The sequence below is a fragment of the Cellulomonas cellasea genome (assembly GCF_006538745.1).
GTDB classification, from domain to species: Bacteria; Actinomycetota; Actinomycetes; order Actinomycetales; family Cellulomonadaceae; genus Cellulomonas_A; species Cellulomonas_A cellasea.
Window position 1 is genome coordinate 165445 of sequence record NZ_BJLR01000025.1, and the last position, 20622, is coordinate 186066.

Annotated in this window: 20 protein-coding genes and 4 tRNA genes; 4 read left to right on the forward strand and 20 right to left on the reverse strand. The window is 74.1% G+C overall.

Annotation, left to right across the window (positions count from 1 at the left end; translation table 11 throughout):
- Positions 1 to 4: 4 nt before the first annotated feature.
- From secF to CCE01nite_RS13935, 17 genes are all read right to left on the reverse strand, one after another.
- Positions 5 to 1096 (reverse strand): protein translocase subunit SecF, encoded by a 1092-nt coding sequence (gene secF / locus CCE01nite_RS13855; RefSeq protein WP_034626538.1) that lies wholly within the window; start codon positions 1094 to 1096, stop codon positions 5 to 7.
- Positions 1096 to 3051 (reverse strand): protein translocase subunit SecD, encoded by a 1956-nt coding sequence (secD, locus tag CCE01nite_RS13860; protein WP_034626542.1) that lies wholly within the window; start codon positions 3049 to 3051, stop codon positions 1096 to 1098. Before secD ends, secF begins: the two co-directional genes overlap by 1 nt.
- 90 nt (positions 3052 to 3141) lie before the next feature.
- Complete coding sequence (yajC, locus tag CCE01nite_RS13865) at positions 3142 to 3564, reverse strand: preprotein translocase subunit YajC (protein WP_034626546.1); 423 nt, start codon at positions 3562 to 3564, stop codon at positions 3142 to 3144.
- A 111-nt stretch (positions 3565 to 3675) separates the two neighbouring features.
- Complete coding sequence (gene ruvB, locus CCE01nite_RS13870) at positions 3676 to 4713, reverse strand: Holliday junction branch migration DNA helicase RuvB (RefSeq protein WP_052103690.1); 1038 nt, start codon at positions 4711 to 4713, stop codon at positions 3676 to 3678.
- 43 nt (positions 4714 to 4756) lie between these two features.
- A complete protein-coding gene (ruvA, locus tag CCE01nite_RS13875; protein ID WP_034626599.1) occupies positions 4757 to 5371 on the reverse strand; it encodes a Holliday junction branch migration protein RuvA in 615 nt (204 codons plus the stop codon).
- Positions 5372 to 5489: 118 nt separating this feature from the next.
- Entirely contained in the window at positions 5490 to 6059 is a 570-nt protein-coding gene (gene ruvC, locus CCE01nite_RS13880; protein WP_034626601.1) for a crossover junction endodeoxyribonuclease RuvC, read from the reverse strand.
- 106 nt (positions 6060 to 6165) lie between these two features.
- Positions 6166 to 6927: a YebC/PmpR family DNA-binding transcriptional regulator gene (locus tag CCE01nite_RS13885; RefSeq protein ID WP_034626553.1), complete on the reverse strand. Its 762-nt coding sequence runs from the start codon at positions 6925 to 6927 to the stop codon at positions 6166 to 6168.
- Positions 6928 to 7002: 75 nt separating this feature from the next.
- Positions 7003 to 7614 carry a pyridoxal 5'-phosphate synthase glutaminase subunit PdxT gene (gene pdxT, locus CCE01nite_RS13890; RefSeq protein WP_034626557.1) on the reverse strand — a complete coding sequence of 204 codons (612 nt, stop codon included), beginning with the start codon at positions 7612 to 7614 and terminating at the stop codon, positions 7003 to 7005.
- Positions 7615 to 7681: 67 nt separating this feature from the next.
- On the reverse strand, positions 7682 to 8263 hold the full coding sequence (locus tag CCE01nite_RS13895) for an NUDIX hydrolase (protein ID WP_052103667.1): 582 nt from the start codon (positions 8261 to 8263) through the stop codon (positions 7682 to 7684).
- Entirely contained in the window at positions 8260 to 9189 is a 930-nt protein-coding gene (pdxS, locus tag CCE01nite_RS13900; RefSeq protein WP_034626559.1) for a pyridoxal 5'-phosphate synthase lyase subunit PdxS, read from the reverse strand. Before pdxS ends, CCE01nite_RS13895 begins: the two co-directional genes overlap by 4 nt.
- Positions 9190 to 9275: 86 nt before the next feature.
- Positions 9276 to 9950 (reverse strand): hypothetical protein, encoded by a 675-nt coding sequence (locus CCE01nite_RS13905; RefSeq protein ID WP_052103671.1) that lies wholly within the window; start codon positions 9948 to 9950, stop codon positions 9276 to 9278.
- Positions 9947 to 11143 carry a glycosyltransferase family 4 protein gene (locus CCE01nite_RS13910; RefSeq protein WP_169743984.1) on the reverse strand — a complete coding sequence of 399 codons (1197 nt, stop codon included), beginning with the start codon at positions 11141 to 11143 and terminating at the stop codon, positions 9947 to 9949. Before CCE01nite_RS13910 ends, CCE01nite_RS13905 begins: the two co-directional genes overlap by 4 nt.
- Positions 11144 to 11172: 29 nt before the next feature.
- On the reverse strand, positions 11173 to 12237 hold the full coding sequence (locus CCE01nite_RS13915) for a phosphatidylinositol mannoside acyltransferase (protein ID WP_084142515.1): 1065 nt from the start codon (positions 12235 to 12237) through the stop codon (positions 11173 to 11175).
- Positions 12234 to 12845, reverse strand: a complete 612-nt coding sequence (gene pgsA, locus CCE01nite_RS13920; RefSeq protein ID WP_034626562.1) for a phosphatidylinositol phosphate synthase — start codon at positions 12843 to 12845, stop codon at positions 12234 to 12236. The genes CCE01nite_RS13915 and pgsA overlap by 4 nt, the downstream gene beginning before the upstream one ends.
- A 7-nt stretch (positions 12846 to 12852) precedes the next feature.
- Entirely contained in the window at positions 12853 to 13443 is a 591-nt protein-coding gene (locus CCE01nite_RS13925; protein ID WP_084142516.1) for an HIT family protein, read from the reverse strand.
- A 5-nt stretch (positions 13444 to 13448) separates the two neighbouring features.
- A complete protein-coding gene (gene thrS / locus CCE01nite_RS13930; RefSeq protein WP_034626621.1) occupies positions 13449 to 15452 on the reverse strand; it encodes a threonine--tRNA ligase in 2004 nt (667 codons plus the stop codon).
- Positions 15453 to 15586: 134 nt separating this feature from the next.
- Positions 15587 to 15661, reverse strand: a tRNA-Val gene (locus CCE01nite_RS13935).
- Positions 15662 to 16004: 343 nt separating this feature from the next.
- Here CCE01nite_RS13935 and CCE01nite_RS13940 point away from each other — a divergent pair.
- Positions 16005 to 16433, forward strand: coding sequence for an SsgA family sporulation/cell division regulator (locus CCE01nite_RS13940; RefSeq protein WP_141372596.1), 429 nt, complete (start codon positions 16005 to 16007; stop codon positions 16431 to 16433).
- Positions 16434 to 16541: 108 nt separating this feature from the next.
- On the opposite strand, the gene CCE01nite_RS13945 is transcribed toward CCE01nite_RS13940, so the two are convergent.
- Together CCE01nite_RS13945 and CCE01nite_RS13950 are read right to left on the reverse strand one after the other, a co-directional pair.
- On the reverse strand, positions 16542 to 17405 hold the full coding sequence (locus tag CCE01nite_RS13945) for an aminotransferase class IV (protein WP_034626567.1): 864 nt from the start codon (positions 17403 to 17405) through the stop codon (positions 16542 to 16544).
- Positions 17402 to 18721, reverse strand: a complete 1320-nt coding sequence (locus CCE01nite_RS13950) for a chorismate-binding protein (protein ID WP_052103696.1) — start codon at positions 18719 to 18721, stop codon at positions 17402 to 17404. Before CCE01nite_RS13950 ends, CCE01nite_RS13945 begins: the two co-directional genes overlap by 4 nt.
- A gap of 124 nt (positions 18722 to 18845) precedes the next feature.
- On the opposite strand from CCE01nite_RS13950, the gene CCE01nite_RS13955 reads away from it, so the two are divergent.
- The 3 genes from CCE01nite_RS13955 (at position 18846) to CCE01nite_RS13965 (ending at position 19132) form a co-directional block, all read left to right on the forward strand.
- Positions 18846 to 18917, forward strand: a tRNA-Gly gene (locus CCE01nite_RS13955).
- Between the two features lie 55 nt (positions 18918 to 18972).
- Positions 18973 to 19043 (forward strand) — tRNA-Cys (locus tag CCE01nite_RS13960).
- 14 nt (positions 19044 to 19057) lie between these two features.
- Positions 19058 to 19132 (forward strand) — tRNA-Val (locus tag CCE01nite_RS13965).
- A 282-nt stretch (positions 19133 to 19414) separates the two neighbouring features.
- Here the strand turns inward: CCE01nite_RS13965 and CCE01nite_RS13970 are convergent.
- Positions 19415 to 20500 (reverse strand): GGDEF domain-containing protein, encoded by a 1086-nt coding sequence (locus CCE01nite_RS13970; protein ID WP_141372597.1) that lies wholly within the window; start codon positions 20498 to 20500, stop codon positions 19415 to 19417.
- Between the last annotated feature and the right edge of the window lie 122 nt (positions 20501 to 20622).

Here is a 20622-nt window from a genome sequence, read left to right on the forward strand (position 1 = left end):
GCGCCTACCGCTTGCTCGGCTTGCGGCGCGGCTGCGCGGCCGTGCCCAGGTGCGTGCCGGGGCGGATCTGCCCCGACGCGCGTGCTGCCGCCGCCAGAGCCGGCTCGCCGCCCTCGGACGCGGCGGTGCGCGACCGCAGGACCCGGGCGGTGTGCTCCTTGATCTTCGGCTCACCCTGGCGCAGCGCGACCTCGAACGGCGTCGCGAGGAAGATCGACGAGAACGTGCCGATCGCCATGCCGACGAACAGCGCGAGCGCGATGTCGCGCAGCGTCCCGGCGCCGAGGATGAACGCACCGACGAACAGGATCGCCGAGACCGGGAGCAGCGCGACGACGGAGGTGTTGATCGAGCGCACGAGCGTCTGGTTCACCGCGAGGTTGGCGCGCTCGGCGTAGGTCGCCTTCGACTGGTCCAGCACGCCGACCGTGTTCTCGCGCACCTTGTCGAACACCACGACGGTGTCGTACAGCGAGTACCCGAGGATCGTCAGGAAGCCGATGACCGTCGCGGGCGTGACCTCCCAGCCGACGGCCGCGTAGACGCCGACCGTGACGACGAGGTCGTGGAACAGCGCGATGAGCGCCGCCGCCGCCATCCGCCAGTTGCGGAAGTACAGCGTCATCACGACCGTGACGAGGCCGAGGAAGACGAGCAGGCCGCGGATCGCCTTGTCGGAGACGTCGGCGCCCCACGTCGGGCCGATGAACGAGCTCGTGACCTGGTCGGTCGACACGTCGTAGGCCTCGGCGAGGGCCGTGCGGACCTCCTCGACCTCCTCGGACGTCAGCGTCGCCGTCTGGACGCGCAGCGCGTTGGAGCCGATGCGGCTGACGCGCGCCTCCTCCTCCTCCGACACCGCGGTCACGGCGTCGATGGCGGGCTGCTCCGCGGGGTCGACGATCTCGTTGATCCGGAACTCCGAGCCGCCCCGGAACTCGATGCCGGGGTTCAGGCCCGGGCGCACGAGCAGGACGGCGGAGATCAGGACGAGCACCGCGCCGATCAGGAACCACAGGCGCCGCTTGCCGACGATGTCGTACGAGCGTCGTCCCGTGTACAGGTCGTTGCCCCACTGGGCGAATCCGGAGGCCATCAGTGCTCGTTCCCCTCGGTGCGTCCGGACGTCGGCTCGGCGGCGCCGTCCCCTGGGGACGGGTCCGGTGCGGCCGCATCAGGTCCCGGCTCGGTGGTCCGTGCCGCGGCCGCTGCTGCGGCGCGGCGCTGCGCGATCGTCTGGCCGGAGCCCCCGACGCCCGCGGTGACCGGCACCTTGGGCTCGGACGTGCTCTCGAGCGACGCCGTGCCCGCGTTGCCGGCGCTGACGACGCGCCCGCGGCCGGCGTACCGCGGTGCGGTCCCGCCGAGCCGGCGACGGTCCAGGCCCGAGAGCGGGTGACCCTCGCCGAAGAACTTCGTGCGGGCGAGCAGCAGCATGAGCGGGTGGGTGAAGAGGAACACCACGACGAGGTCGATGATCGTCGTCAGGCCCAGCGTGAACGCGAAGCCCCGGACCCCGCCGACCGCGAGCAGGTACAGCACGATCGCGGCGAGGAAGTTGACGGCGTCGGACGCGAGGATCGTCTGCCGCGCGCGCTCCCAGCCCTTGTCGACCGCCGCCTGGAGCGTGCGCCCGTCGCGGAGCTCGTCGCGGATGCGCTCGAAGTAGACGATGAAGGAGTCGGCGGTGATGCCGATGGCGACGATGAGGCCGGCGACGCCGGGCAGCGACAGCCGGTAGCCCTGCGTCCACGACAGCACCGAGATGACGCCGAACGTGAGGACGCCGGCGGCGATGAGCGAGGCCACCGTCACCAGACCGAGCGCGCGGTACTGGAACAGCGAGTACACGACGACGAGGCCGAGCCCGATGAGGCCCGCGATGAGGCCCTTCTCGAGCTGCTCGGCGCCGAGCGTCGCAGAGATCTGCTCCTCGCTCTGCACCTCGAAGGTCAGCGGGAGCGCACCGAAGTTGAGCTGGCTCGCGAGCGTCGCGGCCGTCTCGCGCGTGAAGTCGCCGGAGATCTGCGCCTTGCCGTCGGAGATGATGACGCCCGTGGCGAGGCTCGGCGCCGAGATGACAAGCCCGTCGAGGACCATGGCGAACTGGTTCTGCGGCTGCGTGAGCGCCTGCAGACGGGTCGTGGTGTCGCGGAAGATCCGCGTGCCCTCGCCGTCGAGCTCCATGTTGACGACCCAGTTGTTGGTCGTCGCACCGGTCTGCGTGACCTCGAGGCCGGACGTCGCGTTCGCGATGTTCGTGCCCTGGATCTCGACCGGGCCGAGCAGGTACTTGGCGGTGCCGTCGGGGTCGCACGTCACGAGCGCGCGGTCCGCGGGGCCCTGAACGCCGCCGGTGAGGTTCGCGGGGTCCGTGCAGTCGAGCGCCGCGAAGTCCGCCTGCACCTTGGGCGTCGCGTAGTACGTGAGGTCGCTCGCGTTGTCCGGCGCCTCCTTGCCCGGCTCGTCCGAGGGCGCGGCCGTCTCCGTCGGCGCGGGCGTGGCCGCTGCCTCGGGCGCGGGCGCGGGCGTCGCCGCAGCGTCGGCGGCCGGCGTCGCGGCGGCGTCCGCGGCTGCCGGCTCGCCGTCGGTGGGCGCGGCGGTCGCCGCGGGGTCGGCGGCCGGGTCGGCCTCCGCCGGGTCCTCGACCGGTGCCGGGCCCGAGACCGTCAGCACCGGTCGCAGCTCCATCTGGGCCGACGTGCGCACGAGCGCGAGCGTCTCGGCGTCGGGGCGGCCCGGGAGCGCGACCACGATGTTCCGGCCGCCCTGGCTCGTGATCTCGGCCTCCGCGACGCCCGAGGAGTCGACGCGCTGGCGGATGACTGCGATCGCCTCCGAGATCGTCTCGGGCGTGACCTCCTCGTCGTTCTCGGTGACGGGCTGCAGGATGATCTGCGTGCCGCCCTCGAGGTCGAGCGCGAGCTTCGGGGTGAGCGACGCGTCGGACCACCGCGAGCCGGCGAGCAGGGACCCGAAGAGCGCGAGCACGAGCCCGCCGAGGATGATCAGCGAGCGCAGCGGCCGGTGACGGCGTGTGGGTTGAGCCAACGGAGTGTCTTCTCTCGTGCGCGCACCGCCACGAGCGCGGCGGTGGGATCGTGGTCCGTCCCGGCGTCGGTGCCGGGGCGGGCCTGCGGGCTACTTCTTCTCGGGCGTGTCGTCCCCCCGCGCGGGCGGGAGCGTCGACAGGTCGTCGGGCACGTCGTACGACGCGGCCGGGGTCCCCTTCACGAGCGAGGGGCCGGCGGTCGTGGGCTCGGGGTCCTCGTCGACCACCGTCACGTCCTCCTCCGCCGACGCCGCGACCGGGGCCTCGACGAGCTTCGCGATCGCCGCGCGCAACCACCGGGACCGGTTGCCGGGCGTCGACTCGAGCGTGATCTCGTCCCCGTCGATCGCGACGACCGTCCCGAGCATCCCGGAGCCGGTCATCACGTCCTGGCCGACCGCGAGGTTCGCCCGGAAGTCGACCGCCTGCTTCTGCTGCTTGCGCGTGCGGCTGGTCATGAGCCACATGGCGCCGAAGGCGATGGCGATGAAGAGCAGGAACGTGGGGTCCACGGGGTGGGTCTCCGGATCTGGTCGAGATGTCCGCCGCAGTCTAGGCGCAGCGGCTCCTCGGACCTAACGTCCGCCGGCGGTGCGCGGTTCCCCGGCGGACGCCCGGAGCGGTCAGCCGAAGAGCGTGTTCCCCGCCGCCGGCGGGGTGAGGCCCAGGTGCGCCCAGGCGCCCGGCATCGCGACGCGTCCGCGCGGCGTGCGTCCGACGAGCCCCTCGCGGACGAGGAACGGCTCGGCGACCGTCTCGACCGTCTCGGGCTCCTCGCCGACCGCGACGGCGAGAGTCGTGAGCCCCACCGGACCGCCCCCGAAGCGCGTGCACAGCGCGGTGAGCACCGCGCGGTCGAGCCGGTCGAGGCCCAGCGCGTCGACCTCGTACACCTCGAGCGCGGCGCGGGCCGCGGCGAGCGAGAGGGTGCCGTCGCCGCGGACCTGCGCCCAGTCGCGCACGCGGCGCAGCAGCCGGTTCGCGATGCGGGGGGTCCCCCGCGAGCGGCCCGCGATCTCGGCGGCGGCGTCGGCCGCGAGCGGCACGCCCAGCAGCCCGGCGGACCGCACGAGCACGCGCTCGAGCTCCTCGGACGAGTAGAAGTCGAGGTGCCCGGTGAAGCCGAACCGGTCGCGCAGCGGCGCGGGGAGCAGCCCCGCCCGGGTCGTGGCGCCGACGACCGTGAACGGCGGCAGGCTCAGCGGGATCGCGCTCGCGCCGGCGCCCTTGCCGACGACGACGTCGACCCGGAAGTCCTCCATCGCGACGTAGAGCAGCTCCTCGGCGGGCCGGGCGAGGCGGTGGATCTCGTCGAGGAAGAGCACCTCGCCCTCGTCGAGCGAGGACAGCACGGCGGCGAGGTCGCCGGCGTGCTGGATCGCGGGCCCGCTCGTGACGCGCAGCGGCGCGCCGAGCTCGGCGGCGATGATCATCGCGAGCGTCGTCTTGCCGAGCCCCGGCGGGCCGGAGAGGAGCACGTGGTCGGGGGCCCGGCCGCGGCCGAGCGCCGCCTGGAGCACGAGCGAGAGCTGCTCGCGCACGACGCGCTGCCCGACGAACTCCTCGAGCCGGCGCGGGCGCAGGGCGGCCTCGGCGGCGCGCTCGAGGTCGTCGGCGGCCGAGCGGACGAGCGACGGGTCGTCCCCGCCGGGAGCGGGGATGCGCTCCGTCGTGAGCTCCTCGTGGTCGTCGGCGCCGTACGCGTCAGCCACGGCCGCCGCCGAGCGCCCGGAGCGCCGCGCGCAGCACGCCCGCGACGTCGTCCGGGCCGATCGTCACTGCCGGGTCGGGCAGCACCCCGGCGACCGCGTCCTCGGCCGCGCGCACGTTCCAGCCCAGACCCACGAGCGCGTCGACGACCTGACCGCGCTGGTCGCCCGCCGGCGCGGGCGGCCCGTCCGGCACGCCCGCGGGCGTCGGGGCACCGAGCCGGTCGGCGAGCTCGAGCACGATGCGCTGGGCGCCCTTGTGACCGATGCCCGGCACGCGCTTGAGCGCGGCGAGGTCCTCCGCGGCGACGGCCCGGCGCAGCCCGTCCGGGGTGTGCACCGCAAGCATCGCGAGCGCGAGACGCGGGCCCACGCCGCTGACCGTCTGCACGACCTCGAAGACCTCGCGCTCGTCGGCGTCGGCGAAGCCGTAGAGCGTCAGGGAGTCCTCCCGCACGACCATCGACGTCGCGAGCACGGCCTCGGCCCCGACGCGCAGGGAGGCGAGCGTCGCGGGCGTCGCCTGCACGAGCAGGCCCACTCCCCCGACCTCGAGGATCGCCGCGTCCAGCCGGACCGTCTGCACGGTCCCTCGTACCGACGCGATCACGCGCTCCTCCTCCTGCTGGTCCTGGCCGCCCGGGCGGCGCACCGCACAGCGGCGGGCCCCCGCCCGGGGTCGGCACGCACTATGCCACGCGGACGAACACGTGTACGAACGGACACGCTCAGCGCGCGCCGCGCCGCGCCGACTGCTCGGCCTGCGCCCAGGCGAGCTGCGCGGGCGTGAGCGAACCGGGGGCGCGCTGCGGCGTGCCGAGCGCCCCGGCCGGACGCCACAAGTGGCAGATCGCGATCGCGAGCGCGTCGGCCGCGTCGGCGGGCTTCGGGACCTCGGTCAGCGCGAGCAGGCGGGTGACCATCGCCTGGACCTGCGGCTTGTCGGCGCGGCCGCTGCCGGTGACCGCGGCCTTGACCTCGCTCGGCGTGTGCAGCGCGACGGGGATGCGCCGCCGGGCGGCCGCGAGCATCGCGATGCCGGCGACCTGCGCGGTCCCCATGACGGTGCTCACGTTGTGCTGCGCGAACACGCGCTCCACAGCGACCGCGTCGGGGGCGTGCTCCTCGAGCCACGCGTCGATGCTCGTCGCGATCGCGAGGAGACGCTGGTCCACGTCGAGGCCCGGGTCGGAGCGCGCCACCCCGACGGCCACGAGCCGGGCCCGCCGGCCGGACAGCCCGTCGACGACGCCGAGGCCGCAACGGGTCAGGCCTGGGTCGACTCCGAGCACGCGCACGCCCGCAGTCTCCCAGCCCCGCCGCCCGCCGCGGCGCACCTCGCGCGGCGCGCCGCAGCCGGCCGTCCGCACCCGGCGCCGCGGGGCGCCCGGCGCAGGGCTCGGGTCAGTCGTCCGCGTCGAGCTCGGCCATGACCTCGTCGGACGCGTCGAAGTTGGCGTAGACGTTCTGCACGTCGTCGCTGTCCTCGAGCGCGTCGATGAGGCGCAGGATCTTGCGCGCACCCTCGGCGTCGACCTCGACCTGCGTCGCCGGGTAGAACACGACGTCCGCGGAGTCGTACTCGAGGCCGGCCTCCTGGAGCGCGGTGCGCACCGGGACCAGGTCCGTCGCCTCGGAGAGCACCTCGAACGCGTCGCCGAAGTCGTTGACCTCGAGCGCGCCCGCGTCGAGCACGGCCTCCATGACGCCGTCCTCGTCGACCCCGTCGTTCTTGGGGACCATGACGACGCCCTTGCGGGAGAACAGATAGGAGACCGAGCCGGGGTCGGCCATCTGGCCGCCGTTGCGCGTGAAGGCGACCCGCACGTCGGACGCGGCACGGTTGCGGTTGTCCGTGAGGCACTCGACGAGCACCGCGATGCCGCCCGGGCCGTAACCCTCGTACATGATGCCCTGGTAGTCGGCGCCGCCGGCTTCCTGGCCCGACCCGCGCTTGACCGCGCGGTTGATGTTGTCGATCGGGACCGAGTTCTTCTTGGCCTTCTGGACCGCGTCGAAGAGCGTCGGGTTGCCCGCGAGGTCACCGCCGCCCGTGCGGGCCGCGACCTCGATGTTCTTGATGAGCTTCGCGAAGAGCTTGCTCCGCTTGGCGTCGACGACGGCCTTCTTGTGCTTCGTGGTGGCCCACTTGGAGTGACCCGACATGGTCTCGCTACCCCTTCGTCTCCGCCCGCGGCGCGGACCCCGGACGTGCCGCGCCGTCGAGGGCGCCGTACGGGGTCAGAGGCTGTCGCGGACGATCTGCACGAACAGACGGTGCACCCGCGTGTCGCCGGTGACCTCCGGATGGAAGGAGGTCGCCAGGAGCGGGCCCTGACGCACCGCGACGATCCTACCGGCGGCGGGACCCGACTCGACGCGCCCCACGACGGTCGCCTGCTCGCCGACCTCCTCGACCCACGGCGCCCGGATGAACACCGCGTGCAGCGGGTCCGCGGCGCTGTCCTCGACGCCGTCGATCACGAGGTCGGTCTCGAACGAGTCGACCTGCCGCCCGAACGCGTTGCGGCGCACCGTGATGTCGAGGCCGCCGAGCGTCCGCTGGCCCTCGATGCCGCCGAGCACGCGGTCCGCCAGCAGGATCATCCCGGCGCACGACCCGTACGCGGGCAGGCCGTCGCGCAGGCGCTGCTGGACCGGCTCGAAGAGGTCGAACGCGCGCAGCAGCTTGTCGATCGTCGTGGACTCCCCGCCGGGGATCACGAGCCCGTCGACCGCGGCCAGCTCGCTCGCACGACGCACGGGGACCGCGTCCGCGCCGCACTCCTCGAGCGCGCGCGCGTGCTCGCGCACGTCACCCTGCAGGGCCAGGACACCGATGGTGGGGCTCACGTGGGCCGATCCTACGGAACGTCGGCACCGTCCAGCGCCCGCGACCGCGGCGTGGGCCGGGCGGGGGTCACTCGCGCGCGAGGCCCAGGTGCCGGGTCGTGCCGTCCCAGCCGCTCAGCAGGGGGCGGACGAGGTCGACGAGCCCCTCGGGGAACACCTCGAGCTCGACGCCGGCGAGCTCGTCGAGGTCCCACCAGCGCAGCTCGTCGAGCACGTCGAGCTCGACCTGCGTCCAGCCCTCGCGGCTCGACGTCGCGGCGTCCGTCAGCTCGCGGCCCTCGACGCGCGCGAGGAAGAACACCTCGTCCTGGCGGCAGTGCTCGGCGTAGAAGTCGAAGATCGCCGACCGCGTGAGCACCGGCCCGACGAGGTCGGCGGGGTCCAGGACGAGCCCGGCCTCCTCGCGGACCTCCCGCACGGCGGCCGTCCGGGCGTCCTCGCCGGCGTCGATCCCGCCGCCCACGGTGAACCACCAGCTGCGCTCGGGCTGGTCGAGGTCGTGGCCGCGCAGCAGGAGCACGCGGTCGGCGTCGTCGAGCAGGATGACGCGCGCCGCGCGCCGGAAGCGCAGACCGTCCGCCCCGAGCACCCACTCGTCCCCCAGGCCGCGGGCCTGGGTCGGCGGGGTGCCCGGGACGGGGCCGGTCACCAGCCGCGCTCGGCCAGGCGGTGCCCGACGGGCACGTCGTCGACGTTGATGCCGACCATGGCCTCGCCGAGGCCGCGCGAGACCTTGGCGATGACGTCCGGGTCGTCGTAGAACGTGGTCGCCTTGACGATCGCGTTCGCGCGCTCGGCCGGGTTGCCCGACTTGAAGATGCCGGACCCGACGAACACGCCCTCGGCGCCGAGCTGCATCATCATGGCGGCGTCCGACGGGGTGGCGATGCCGCCCGCGGTGAAGAGCACGACGGGGAGCTTGCCCGCGGTCGCGACCTCCTTGACGAGCTCGTACGGCGCCTGGAGCTCCTTGGCCGCCACGTACAGCTCGTCCTCGGGCAGCGACGTCAGGCGGCGGATCTCGTCGCGCAGCGTGCGCATGTGCGTCGTGGCGTTCGAGACGTCGCCCGTGCCGGCCTCGCCCTTCGAGCGGATCATCGCCGCGCCCTCGGTGATGCGGCGCAGGGCCTCGCCGAGGTTCGTCGCGCCGCACACGAACGGGACCGTGAAGGCCCACTTGTCGATGTGGTGCGCGTAGTCGGCCGGCGTGAGCACCTCGGACTCGTCGACGTAGTCGACACCGAGGCTCTGCAGCACCTGCGCCTCGACGAAGTGGCCGATGCGCGCCTTCGCCATGACAGGGATGGACACCGTGCTGATGATCGCGTCGATCAGGTCGGGGTCGCTCATGCGTGCGACGCCGCCCTGGGCGCGGATGTCCGCGGGGACCCGCTCGAGCGCCATGACGGCGACCGCTCCGGCATCCTCCGCGATCTTCGCCTGCTCGGCCGTGACGACGTCCATGATGACGCCGCCCTTGAGCATCTCGGCCATCCCGCGCTTGACGCGGGCCGTGCCGACCGCGCCCGCGGCCGGGGTGTGCGACGGGGTGCTGGGGGTGCTCTCGCTGGTCACGCTGTGCCTCACAGGTCGCGGTGGAGGGGGTGTGCAGAGGACGCAGACGCTCGCGTGCTCCGTGGTCCCAGTCTAGACCGTCGCCCTCACGGCTCCGACGGGCGGTCCCGCAGGGCGGTCGCGGGCGCGGGCTCCCCCGGGCGGCCGAGCGCGGCGGGCCACGCGTCGTCGAGCTCGAGCGTGCGGGGCATCGGGGCGCGACCCGCGAGACGCAGGTTGCGCGCGACCCACGAGCGCCGGACCCGCTGGGCCTGCGCGACGGCCTCGTTGTGGAAGCGCCGGGCGAGCTGCGCGCGGTACCAGGACGCGGCGAGCGCCTCGACGAGCTCGGCGCCGTCGGGCTCGTCCCGCATCGCCGCGACCTCCTCAGGGTCGTCGAGCGCGGCGCGCAGGGTCTGGGAGAGCTCGCTCTCCACGAGGCCCCGGTCCTGGACGGCCGCCCGCGTGAGCACGTCGGGGACGTCCGCGAGCGCACGCACGTCCTCGGGCAGCGAGCGGAGCCCGTCGACCTCGGGCCCGCCGGCCGCGAGCGCAGCCCACGCGGCCTCGCCGACGAGCAGCGAGCTGACCGGGTCCATGAGGCCGGACGACGACAGGCCGACGGCGGCGGACGCCCGGCGCACGAGCTGGGTCTCGACGACGGCGCGCGACGCGGCGACCTTGCGGTGCAGCCGGTCGAGGCGCGTCGCGGCGACCCACACGCGCCACCCGACGAGCAGCAGGACGGCGGCGACGAGCACCGCGGTCTCGGACCAGGTCATCGGGCCTCTCCTCGCACGCGGCGCAGGTCGCGCAGGCGGGCGCCGCGCCACGAGGAGGGGTCCTCGCGGACGGGCGCGTCGGCGGCCTCGACGACCATCTCGTAGACGGTGAGGACCTCGTGCGTCACCGACGACCAGTCGTAGCGCCGGACGGCGGCGGACGCGCGCTCGACGAGCGCTGCGCGCAGCGGCGCGTCGCCGAGCACCCGCACGAGCGTGCGGGCGAGGTCGGCGGGGTCGCCGGTCCGGAACAGGACGCCCGCGTCGCCCTCCTCGAGCACGCGGCGGAACGCGCCGAGGTCGCTCGCGACGACCGGGGTGCCAGCGCTCATCGCCTCGACGAGGACGATCCCGAAGCTCTCGCCGCCGATCTGCGGCGCGCAGTACACGTCGACGGACGCGAGCAGGCTCGCCTTCTCGTCGTCGGTGATCCCGCCGAGGAACTCGACCGCGCGTGCGTCGTCGCCGAGCAGCTCGCGGACCTCGTCGGGGCCGGTGTCGCCGCGGCCGGCGACGAGGAAGCGTGCGCCGGGGTGGGTGCGCAGCACCTCGGGCACCGCGCCGAGCAGCACCTGGAGGCCCTTGCGGGGCTCGTCGAGGCGGCCGAGGAACGCGATCGTCGGCGCCTCGGGCGTGCCGGTCCACCGCGGGTCGGTGGTCGCTCCGGTGAACGCGTCGACGTAGACGCCGTTGGGGATCACGACCGCGTCGCCGCCCATGTGCTCGACGAGGGTGCGGCGGGCGTCCTCGGAGACGGCGATGCGCGCGGAGATCTTCTCGAGCGACTGCCGCACGAGCGGGTAGGCCATCTGCAGCGGGCGGGAGCGCAGCAGCGCGGTGTGGAACGTCGCGACGATGGGTCCGTCGGCGATCCACAGGGCGAGCATCCCGAGGCTCGGGGTCACGGGCTCGTGCAGGTGCAGGACGTCGAACTCCCCCGCGGCGAGCCAGCGGCGCACGCGCGCGGCGGTCACGGGCCCGAAGGTCATGCGCGCGACGGCGCCGTTGTAGCGCACGGGCACCGCGCGGCCCGCGGACGTCATGTACTCCGGGATCGGGGTGTCGTCGTCGGCGGGGGCGAGCACCGAGACGGTGTGGCCGCGCTCGATGAGCGCCTCCGCGAGGTCCCGGACGTGGAACTGCACGCCCCCGGGGACGTCGAACGAGTACGGGCAGACGATCCCGACGCGCAGGGGGCGGTGCGTGCCCGTCATGTCGGCGGTCACGGCGTCTCCACCGGGGAGGGCGCGGTGGGCGCAGCGGGGGCCGTCGGGTCGGGCGTCGCCGCACCGGGTGACCCGGCGCCGGTGGGCGACCCCGCGCCGGCACGCTCGCCCGCGACGGTCGCGGCGTAGCGCGCCGCGTCGAGGTCGTCGACGAAGACCTTCTGCAGCATGTGCCAGTCCTCGGGGTGCTCGGCGATCACCGCCGCGATCGCGTCGACCCACGCCTGCGTGAGCACCCGCACCCGGTCGGGCCGGGCGACCGCGTCGGGGAGCGTCACGGGCGGCAGGAACTGGATGACGACACCCCAGGGCGACCCGGCGGCACGGCGGCGCTCGCCGCCGAGCCGCTCGTAGTGGATCGTCGCGGGGGCGAGCGTCGCGCCGGCGGACACCGCGAGCGCCGCGGGTCCGGCGGCGACGCGGGCGCGCGTCCCGAACAGGTCGACCTCCACGCCGCGCGCCGTGAGGTCACGGTCGGCGAGCAGCGGGACGAGGCGTGGTCCGGTGCGCACCGCGCCGACGAGCTCGCGGAAGACGTCCCCGCCGCCGCCGTCCCCGAGCGGGATGATCGTCATGCCGAGGCCCTCGCGGAACGCCAGGAACTGCTGGAAGAGCTCCTCGGGCCGCAGCCGCTCGGCGACGGTCGTCACGGGCGCGAGGTGCACGGTCGCCCACGCCCCCGCGAGGTCCCAGTTCCCCATGTGGGTCAGCGCGAGGACGATCGCCTCGCCCGCGTCGAGCCGGGGCTGCAGCCAGTCGAGCCCGGTGGCGCGCACGCGTGCCGCGAGCTGCGCCGGCGGGAGGGTGTCCAGGGCGAACGCCTCGCCGTAGTACCGCATGTAGGAGCGCATGCCGTCGCGGCTCAGCCGGCGCAGCTCGCGCGGCGTCGCCCCCGGCCGGACGCGCGCCAGGTTCGCCTCGAGCCGGCGGACGCCCCCGGTGCGCCGGAGCCAGGCGAGGTCCGCGGCGAGCGTGCACGCACCGCGCAGCACGGGTCCGGGCACCCGGCCGGCGACGCGCCAGCCGAGCACGACGAGCCGCGCGGGGTCGGGGCGCCTCACGAGGACGCCCCGAGCGACTGGCGACGGACCGTGGCCATGCGCTGCACGACCGTGACCGCCGAGGCGACCGCGAGCAGCGCGAGGACGACCGTGAGGACGACCCGGGGTGCGCCGGCCCCGACGAGCGCGGCCGCGGCGAGGACCGCGAAGAGCCGGTCCGCCCGCTCGGCGATGCCGACGGCGGCGGTCATGCCGAGCCCCTCGGCGCGCGCCCGGGCGTACGGGACGACAGAGCCGAGCACGAGACAGGCGAGCGCGAGCACCGCGGTGACCTCATGGTCCCCGCCGCCGTAGAACCACAGCACGAGCCCGCCGAAGATCGCGGCGTCGCCGAAGCGGTCGAGCGTCGAGTCGAGGAACGCCCCCCAGCTGCTGGACCGCCCCGCCTGGCGCGCCATGACGCCGTCGAGGGAGTCCGTGAGCGCGAAGAACGACACGACGAGCGCCCCGGCGAGCAGGTGACCCGTGGGGAACAGCCACAGGGCCGCCGCGACGACCGCGAGGGTCCCGGCGACGGTGACCGCGTCGGGCGAGACCCCGAGCCGCAGCAGGGCCGTGGCGACCGGGGTCAGGACGCGCGTCATCCCGCTGCGCAACCGGTTCAGCACGGGTCGGTCATCCCTTCTGGGCGGCCGGCCACGCCGCGGCGAGCCGGTCGCGGGTGTCGCCGAGGAGCTCGGGCAGGGCACGCGTGCGCCCGACGATCGGCAGGAAGTTGGAGTCCCCGCCCCAGCGCGGCACCACGTGCTGGTGCAGGTGCGCGGCGATCCCGGCGCCGGCGACCTCGCCCTGGTTCATGCCCAGGTTGAAGCCGTGCGGCGCCGAGACCTCGCGCAGGACCCGCATCGCGGTGCGCGTCATCGACGCGACCTCCGCGACCTCGTCGTCCGCCAGGTCGGTGTAGTCCGCGACGTGCCGGTACGGGCACACGAGCAGGTGGCCGGAGTTGTACGGGTACAGGTTGAGCACGACGAAGGCCACCTCGCCGCGCGCGACGACGAGCCCCTCCTCGTCCCCGAGCCCGGGGATGCGGCAGAACGGGCAGCCCGGGCCCGCGTCGGAGTCCGTCGGCTTGTCCTGGCCGCCGATGTACGCCATGCGGTGCGGCGTCCACAGCCGCTCGAGGCGGTCGGGCACGCCGGCGTGGTCGCCCGCGCGCTCGACCTGCACCTCGTCGCCGTGCCCGTCACCCTGCTCCGCGCTCACGTGCGTCAGACCTGCACCCGGTCCCGCACCGCCGAGACGATCCGCTCGACCGCCTCGGCGACGGGCACCGCGTTGTCCTGGCGGCCGTCGCGGTACCGGAACGACACCGCGCCCGCGTCGACGTCGTCACCGCCCGCGATGAGCACGAACGGGATCTTCTGCGTGCTCGCCGAGCGGATCTTCTTCCCGAAGCGGTCGTCGCTCGTGTCGAGCTCCGCCCGGATCCCCTGCGCCCGCAGCTGTGCGACGACGTCCGCGAGGTAGTCGTTGAACGGCTCGGCGACGGGCACCGCGACGACCTGCACGGGGGCGAGCCACGCCGGGAACGCGCCCGCGTAGTGCTCGGTCAGGACGCCGAAGAAGCGCTCGATCGAGCCGAACAGCGCGCGGTGGATCATCACGGGCCGCTGGCGGCTGCCGTCGCTCGCCGTGTACTCGAGCTCGAAGCGCTCGGGGAGGTTGAAGTCGAGCTGGATCGTCGACATCTGCCAGGTGCGCCCGATCGCGTCGCGCGCCTGCACCGAGATCTTCGGCCCGTAGAACGCGGCGCCGCCCGGGTCGGGGACGAGCTCGAGGCCCGACGCGGTCGCGACCTCCTCGAGCGTGCGGGTCGCCTCGTCCCAGATCTCGTCCGAGCCGACCGACTTCTCCGGGTTGCGGGTCGACAGCTCGAGGTAGAAGTCGTCGAGCCCGTAGTCCTTGAGCAGGTCGAGCACGAACTGCAGCGTGCTCGTGAGCTCGTCGCGCATCTGGTCGCGGGTGCAGTAGATGTGCGCGTCGTCCTGGGTCATGCCGCGCACGCGGGTCAGCCCGTGGATGACGCCCGACTTCTCGTACCGGTACACCGACCCGAACTCGAACAGCCGCAGCGGCAGCTCCCGGTACGAGCGCCCGCGCGAGGCGAAGACCAGGTTGTGCATCGGGCAGTTCATCGGCTTGAGGTAGTAGTCCTGGCCGGGCTTGCGGACCGTGCCGTCGTCGTTCAGCTCCGCGTCGACGTGCATCGGGGGGAACATGCCGTCGCGGTACCAGTCGAGGTGACCCGAGATCTCGTACAGGTGGCCCTTGGTGATGTGCGGGGTGTTGACGAACGAGTACCCCGCCGCGACGTGCCGGCGGCGCGAGTAGTCCTCCATCTCCATGCGGATGATGCCGCCCTTGGGGTGGAACACCGGCAGGCCCGAGCCGAGCTCGTCGGGGAAGGAGAACAGGTCGAGCTCCGCGCCGAGCCGGCGGTGGTCGCGGCGCTCCGCCTCCGCGAGCCGCTCGAGGTACGCCTTGAGCTCGTCCTTGGTCGGCCACGCCGTGCCGTACACGCGCTGCAGCTGCGGGTTCTTCTCCGAGCCGCGCCAGTACGCCGCCGCCGAGCGGGTCAGCTGGAAGCCGTTGGCGATGAGGCGGGTGCTCGGCAGGTGCGGGCCGCGGCACAGGTCCTGCCAGACGACCTGCTCGGACTCGCGGCCGGCGCCGCGCACGTTCTGGTAGATCGACAGCCCGCCCAGGCCGACCTCGACCGACGCGCCGTCGTCCTCGCCCCCCGGGGTGCCCTTGAGCCCGATGAGCTCGAGCTTGTAGGGCTCGTCGGCGAGCTCCGCGCGGGCCTCGTCCTCGGTGACGTCCCACCGGCGGAAGGTCTGGCCCTCCTTGATGATGCGGCCCATGACCTTCTCGAGGGCCTTGAGGTCCTCGGGCGTGAACGGGGTCTCGACGTCGAAGTCGTAGTAGAAGCCGTCGGTGATCGGTGGGCCGATGCCGAGCTTCGCCTTCGGGTTGACCTCCTGGACCGCCTGCGCGAGCACGTGCGCGGCGGAGTGGCGCAGCACCGCGAGCCCGTCGGGCGAGTCGATCGTCACGGCCTCGACCACGGCGCCGTCGCTCAGCGGCAGGTGCAGGTCTCGCAGCTCCCCGTCGACGCGGACGACGACGACGTCGCGGCGCGAGCCGTACAGGTCCGTGCCCGTCGTCCCTGGCTCCACCGTGGTCGCGACGCCGTCGACGGTGAGGGTCATGAGCTCGGGCACGAGAGGGATCTCCTTGCGTCGGGCCCGCACTCAGGCGGTGCGGGCGCACGTCGATGCTACCGACGCCGCGTGGACCCCGGACGCACGACAGCCCCGGTTCGCGAGGCGGACCGGGGCTGTGCTGGTGGGCGATACTGGGTTCGAACCAGTGACCTCCTCGGTGTGAACGAGGCGCTCTACCACTGAGCCAATCGCCCGTCGTCCTGCGGGTACGGCCGGACCGGGAAGAAACGAGGCCCGTACCGTGCACCGTCGGTGACGTCGAAGTAGGATGCTACCCAACGCGCGGCGATATTCCGAACCGGGCTCCTGGCGGGGTCGTGGCGACTCCCCGGGAGCACGCAGCGGACGCCGCCGGCTCGCCGGACGGCTCGATCGGGTGGACGAGTGCCACGTGCGGGTGGACGGCAGGCCCTGTGACGGTGGACGTCACGGGTATGACGGGGCCTACCGGGTGAACTCCGCCCCGATTTCCCGCCAGGAAGGCGTTCCGGCTGCCATGATGGAGACCCCACCACCGCGCGAATCAGGAGGACGCCGATGACGCAACCGTCGTACGACGTCGTCGAAGCTGTCACCATGCAGCTGATCAGCTCTGACGCCAGCGTCATCCCGGTCAACGCCGAGTTCTCCTTCCGCGTCTCGGACCCGTACACCGTGCGCACCGTCTTCACGGGCCAGCACACGATGTCGACCTGGCTGCTCGGGCGCGAGCTCCTCGTGCACGGCCTGCTGGCCGCCTCGGACGCACCCGCCGGCAACGGCGACGTCCAGGTCTGGCGTGACGAGGACCCGGACTTCCTGCTCATCTCGCTCAGCGGCGTCGAGGGCAGCGCGCTCCTCGCGGCGCCCGCCGAGCCGCTCGAGCGCTTCCTGGCGACGACCGAGGACCTCGTCCCGATCGGCTCCGAGAGCGACCGCATGGAGACCGAGATCTCGGCACTCATCGCGGCCCTGCTCACCGCCTGAGCCGCACCGCACGCACCGACGAAGGCCGGCCCCCTCGGGGGTCGGCCTTCGTCGTCGTCCGGCGTCGTCCTCCGCGCCGCTCACGCGGCAGGGCTGCTCAGGGGCCGCTCAGGGGTCGAGGTCGTCCGCGAGGCGCGCCTGGAAGAGCTCCTGCGCCGCCCGGGTCACCTCTCCGGCGACGACGTCGACCTCGTCGAGCGAGACGACGGGCACGACGTTGCGGATCGACCCGCTCAGCGCGAGGTGCGCGTCACCGGCGAGCACGTCGTCGAGGACCGTGTAGGGCAGCTCGCCCGGCAGGGCCTCGCGCACCGGCAGGCCGGCCTCGGCCGACCACTCGAGCAGCAGCTCGCGCGTGATGCCCGCGAGGCAGCCGCTCGACAGCGGCGGGGTCACGAGCTCGCCGCCGCGCTCGAGGAGCACGTTCGAGCCCGTGCCCTCGCACAGCTCGCCGACGGTGTTCGCGAGGATCGCCTCGTCGGCGCCGTGGTGGTGCGCGCGGGCCAGCGCGACGACGTTCTCGGCGTAGGAGATCGTCTTGAGGCCCGCGACCGCCGAGCGCTCGTTGCGCACCCAGGGGACGCGCACGGCGCGCGAGACGGTCATCTGCGGGGCCGGGCCCGCGAGCACGATCACGGTCTGCCGCGACTCACCCGGCTCGCTGCGGTGGGACCCCAGGGGACCCGGGCCGGCCGTGAGCGTGATGCGCAGGCGGCCGACGTCGGGCGTCGCCGCCTCGAGCACCGCCTTGACGCCCGCGCGGACCTCGTCCTCGTCCGGGGTGTCGAGCCCGAGCCCGTGCGCCGAGCGCGCGAGGCGGCGCAGGTGGCGCGTGAGCGCGAACGCCTGTCCCCCGTACACCGCGCACGTCTCGAAGACGCCGTCGCCCACGGTCAGGCCGTGGTCGATCCCGGTCGCGAGGGGCTCGTCGGGGGCGTACAGGCGGCCTCGTGACCACAGCAGGGTGCTCATGGCGCCCAGTCTCCCACCGGAGGCCCGCCGCGGGAGGCCAGGGCGACCAGGCGGGCAGCCTTGAGCTCGGTCTCGCGCCACTCCGCGCGGGCGTCGCTCCCCCACGTGATCCCGGCGCCCGTGCCGAAGCGCAGCGTGCCCGCGCCGGCCGGCACACGCGGCCCCGGGTCCTCCGGCGGGTGCGTCACCGGCAGCCCGCGACGGCCCCGCACCGGCACCCCCGGCCGGCGCTCCCACCAGAAGCTGCGGATCCCGACCGCGAGCTCCGCACGCACCGAGCCGTCCTCCGCGACGTCCACCCAGCCGACGGCACCGCAGTACGGGCCGCGCGGGACCGGTTCGAGCCGCCGGATGATCCGCAGCGCCGAGCTCTTGGGCGCCCCCGACACCGATCCCGGCGGGAACGTCGCGTCCAGGAGGTGCCGCCACAGCTGCGACGAGCCGAGCACCTCCGGCGCGAGCCGGCCCTGCACGGTCGAGACGAGGTGCACGAGGCCGGGGTGGCGCTCGAGCGCGAGCAGCGCGGTGACCTCGACCGTCCCGGGCACGCTGACCCGCTGGAGGTCGTTGCGAACCAGGTCCGTGATCATGACGTTCTCCGCCTCGTCCTTCGCGGACAGGCCCTCGGCCGTGGTGGCGGTGCCCTTGATGGGGCTCGACGTCACGACGTCGCCCTCGACCCGCAGGAACAGCTCGGGCGACGCGGACACGACCCAGACGGGGTCGACGCCGGACCCGCCAGGCACGTGGACGCCGCCCGCGAACGGAGCCGGGTTCCCCTGCGCGAGCACCGCCGCCAGCGCGCGCGCGTCGGGCTCCGGCTCCCCCGGTGCGCCGCTCAGCGGGGCGGACAGGACCCGGCAGAGGTTGGCCTGGTAGACCTCGCCGGCCCGGATCTCGTCCTGCACCGCACGCACGGCCGCCTCGTAGCCGTGCTGGTCGAGCGAGGACGTCCACGCGGACGCCGCCGGGCCCCGCCACGCCGAGGCCGCGCGGGCCCGGGCCTCGTCCGGGGCGACGGCCGCCTCTGGGGCGTCGGCCAGGGCGGCTCCGGCGTCGGCACGGGCGGCGGCTGCGTCGGCCTGGCCGGCGTCGGCGTCGGCGTCAGCACGCTCGACCTCGGTGAACCGCCAGGCCCGCACCCGCCCCTCGAACTCCCCCACGACCGCCCAGAAGCCCGGCTCGCGCAGCCGCTCCGGCTCGATGACGACATCGACGCACTCGGCCGCGCCCCACGCCCGGACGCCCGAGAACCACGCCTCGCCGGCACCTCGGGGGGTGACGTGGGGCGGTCCGATCGGGGCGCTGACCTGCACGTCCGACACGCTACCGAGGCCCCGGCCGACGCGCGGACGGGGAGCCGGTTGGACTCTTCCCGAAAACGTCGGCTAATGTTCAGCACGCACACGGAACGCCGGTGAGAGCCGGAGGAAGTGTCGCGCGGACGTGGCTCAGTGGTAGAGCATCACCTTGCCAAGGTGAGGGTCGCGGGTTCGAATCCCGTCGTCCGCTCGGAGGCAGACACTCCTGATCGACCCGCGAGGGTCGCTGAGGACTGCGGTCTCAGGGTGGAGTGGCCGAGAGGCGAGGCAGCGGCCTGCAAAGCCGTATACGTGGGTTCGAATCCCATCTCCACCTCGCAGCACAGCCTTGGGCGATTGGCGCAGCGGTAGCGCGCTTCCCTGACACGGAAGAGGTCACTGGTTCGATCCCAGTATCGCCCACCAGCATCACCGCAGGTCACAGGCCGTTCCGGAGAGATCCGGGGCGGCCTTCGTGGTCTCTGTCGACTCCCACACCCCCGCGCGCTTCCCGCGCCGGTGCGACGGACGCCGCGAGGCGTGGCGGACGGCGATGGAGCGGCCGCCCGACGCTGATAGCCGGGTGATCCTCGTCACGGTCAGAGCGTCTACCCGCATGCGGACCGAGGGCAGCCGTTGCTCAGGGCCACGCGTGACGTCCTCACGGTTCCCGCGTCAGCACCCGCCGCACGGACGAGGGCGTGCAGCTCAGCGGTGCTCGATCCCACCAGGGTCGACATCAGCGACGACGACCCGGTCCCGTCCGGCGACCTTCGCCTCGTACAGCGCGGCGTCCGCGGCGGCGTAGAGGCGGTCGAGGCCGCCCGGCTCGAGCGTGTGCGCGACGCCGATGCTGACCGTCATGGGGATCTCCCGCGCCCGGGCGGTGAACGGGGTGTCGCGGACGACGGCGTGCACCGCTCGCGCCCGCTCGACCACGCCGGCGCGCGAGCCCCGGAGCAGGATCGCGAGCTCGTCGCCGCCGATCCGAGCGACCGTGTCACCGCTGCGCACGACGGACCGGACCAGCCGGGCGACGTGGACGAGCGCGGCGTCGCCGACGGGGTGGCCGTGGCTGTCGTTCAGCTCCTTGAAGCGGTCGAGGTCGACGAGGACGAGGCCGGCACCCGCGGCCGGCTCCGCCGAGCGCCGCTGCGCCGTCGTGCCCGCCTCGGTCCGCAGGAGCTCCACCGCCTGCTCCAGGACGCGCCGGGTGGCGAGCCCTGTGAGCGAGTCGCTCGACGCGACCTCGTTGAGCCGGCGGACGAGCCGGTCCTGGTGCCGGACCGCCGCCAGCAGCGCCGCGGTCGTCATCACGACGACGGCGGTCATGGACGCCAGGTCGGCAGCGGCCGACCCCGAGGGCTGGGTCGAGAGGATGATCGTGGACGACCCGACGAGGGCGAGACCGGCGACGGTCCAGGCGACGAGGCGGCGCAGGTGCGCCGCGGCGAAGATCACCGGGAACATGAACCAGGCGAGGCCGCCGAAGGTCGAGTTCCCGGTCAGGTTCGACGTCGTGGTGTTGACCGCGAGCGCGACCAGGCACAGCGCCGTGTAGGTCGGTCCGGGCACGATCTCGGGACGGCGGCGCAGGAGCAGCGCGAGACCGAACATGAGGAGCGCACCGACCACCGTCCACGCGGCGCTCGTCGCGGAACCGCGGTAGTCGCCCAGCACCTGCGGGAGGGTCTCGAGCGCGACGGTCGCGACGCCCCCCGCGAGGCACATGACCGAGGCGGTCCGCCCGGCGGCGACCGCGTCGCGGGGGCCGAGCAGCTCGTGGGTGCGCACGTCGCCCCATCGGCTGCCGGGCGCGTCGCTCCAGGTCTTCGGGGCAGCGTCACCCCGGGACGTGCGGGGCGAGGCCGCCGGGGGGTCGTCCACGTCCGGCACCGTCCTCAGGTCGTGCGAGA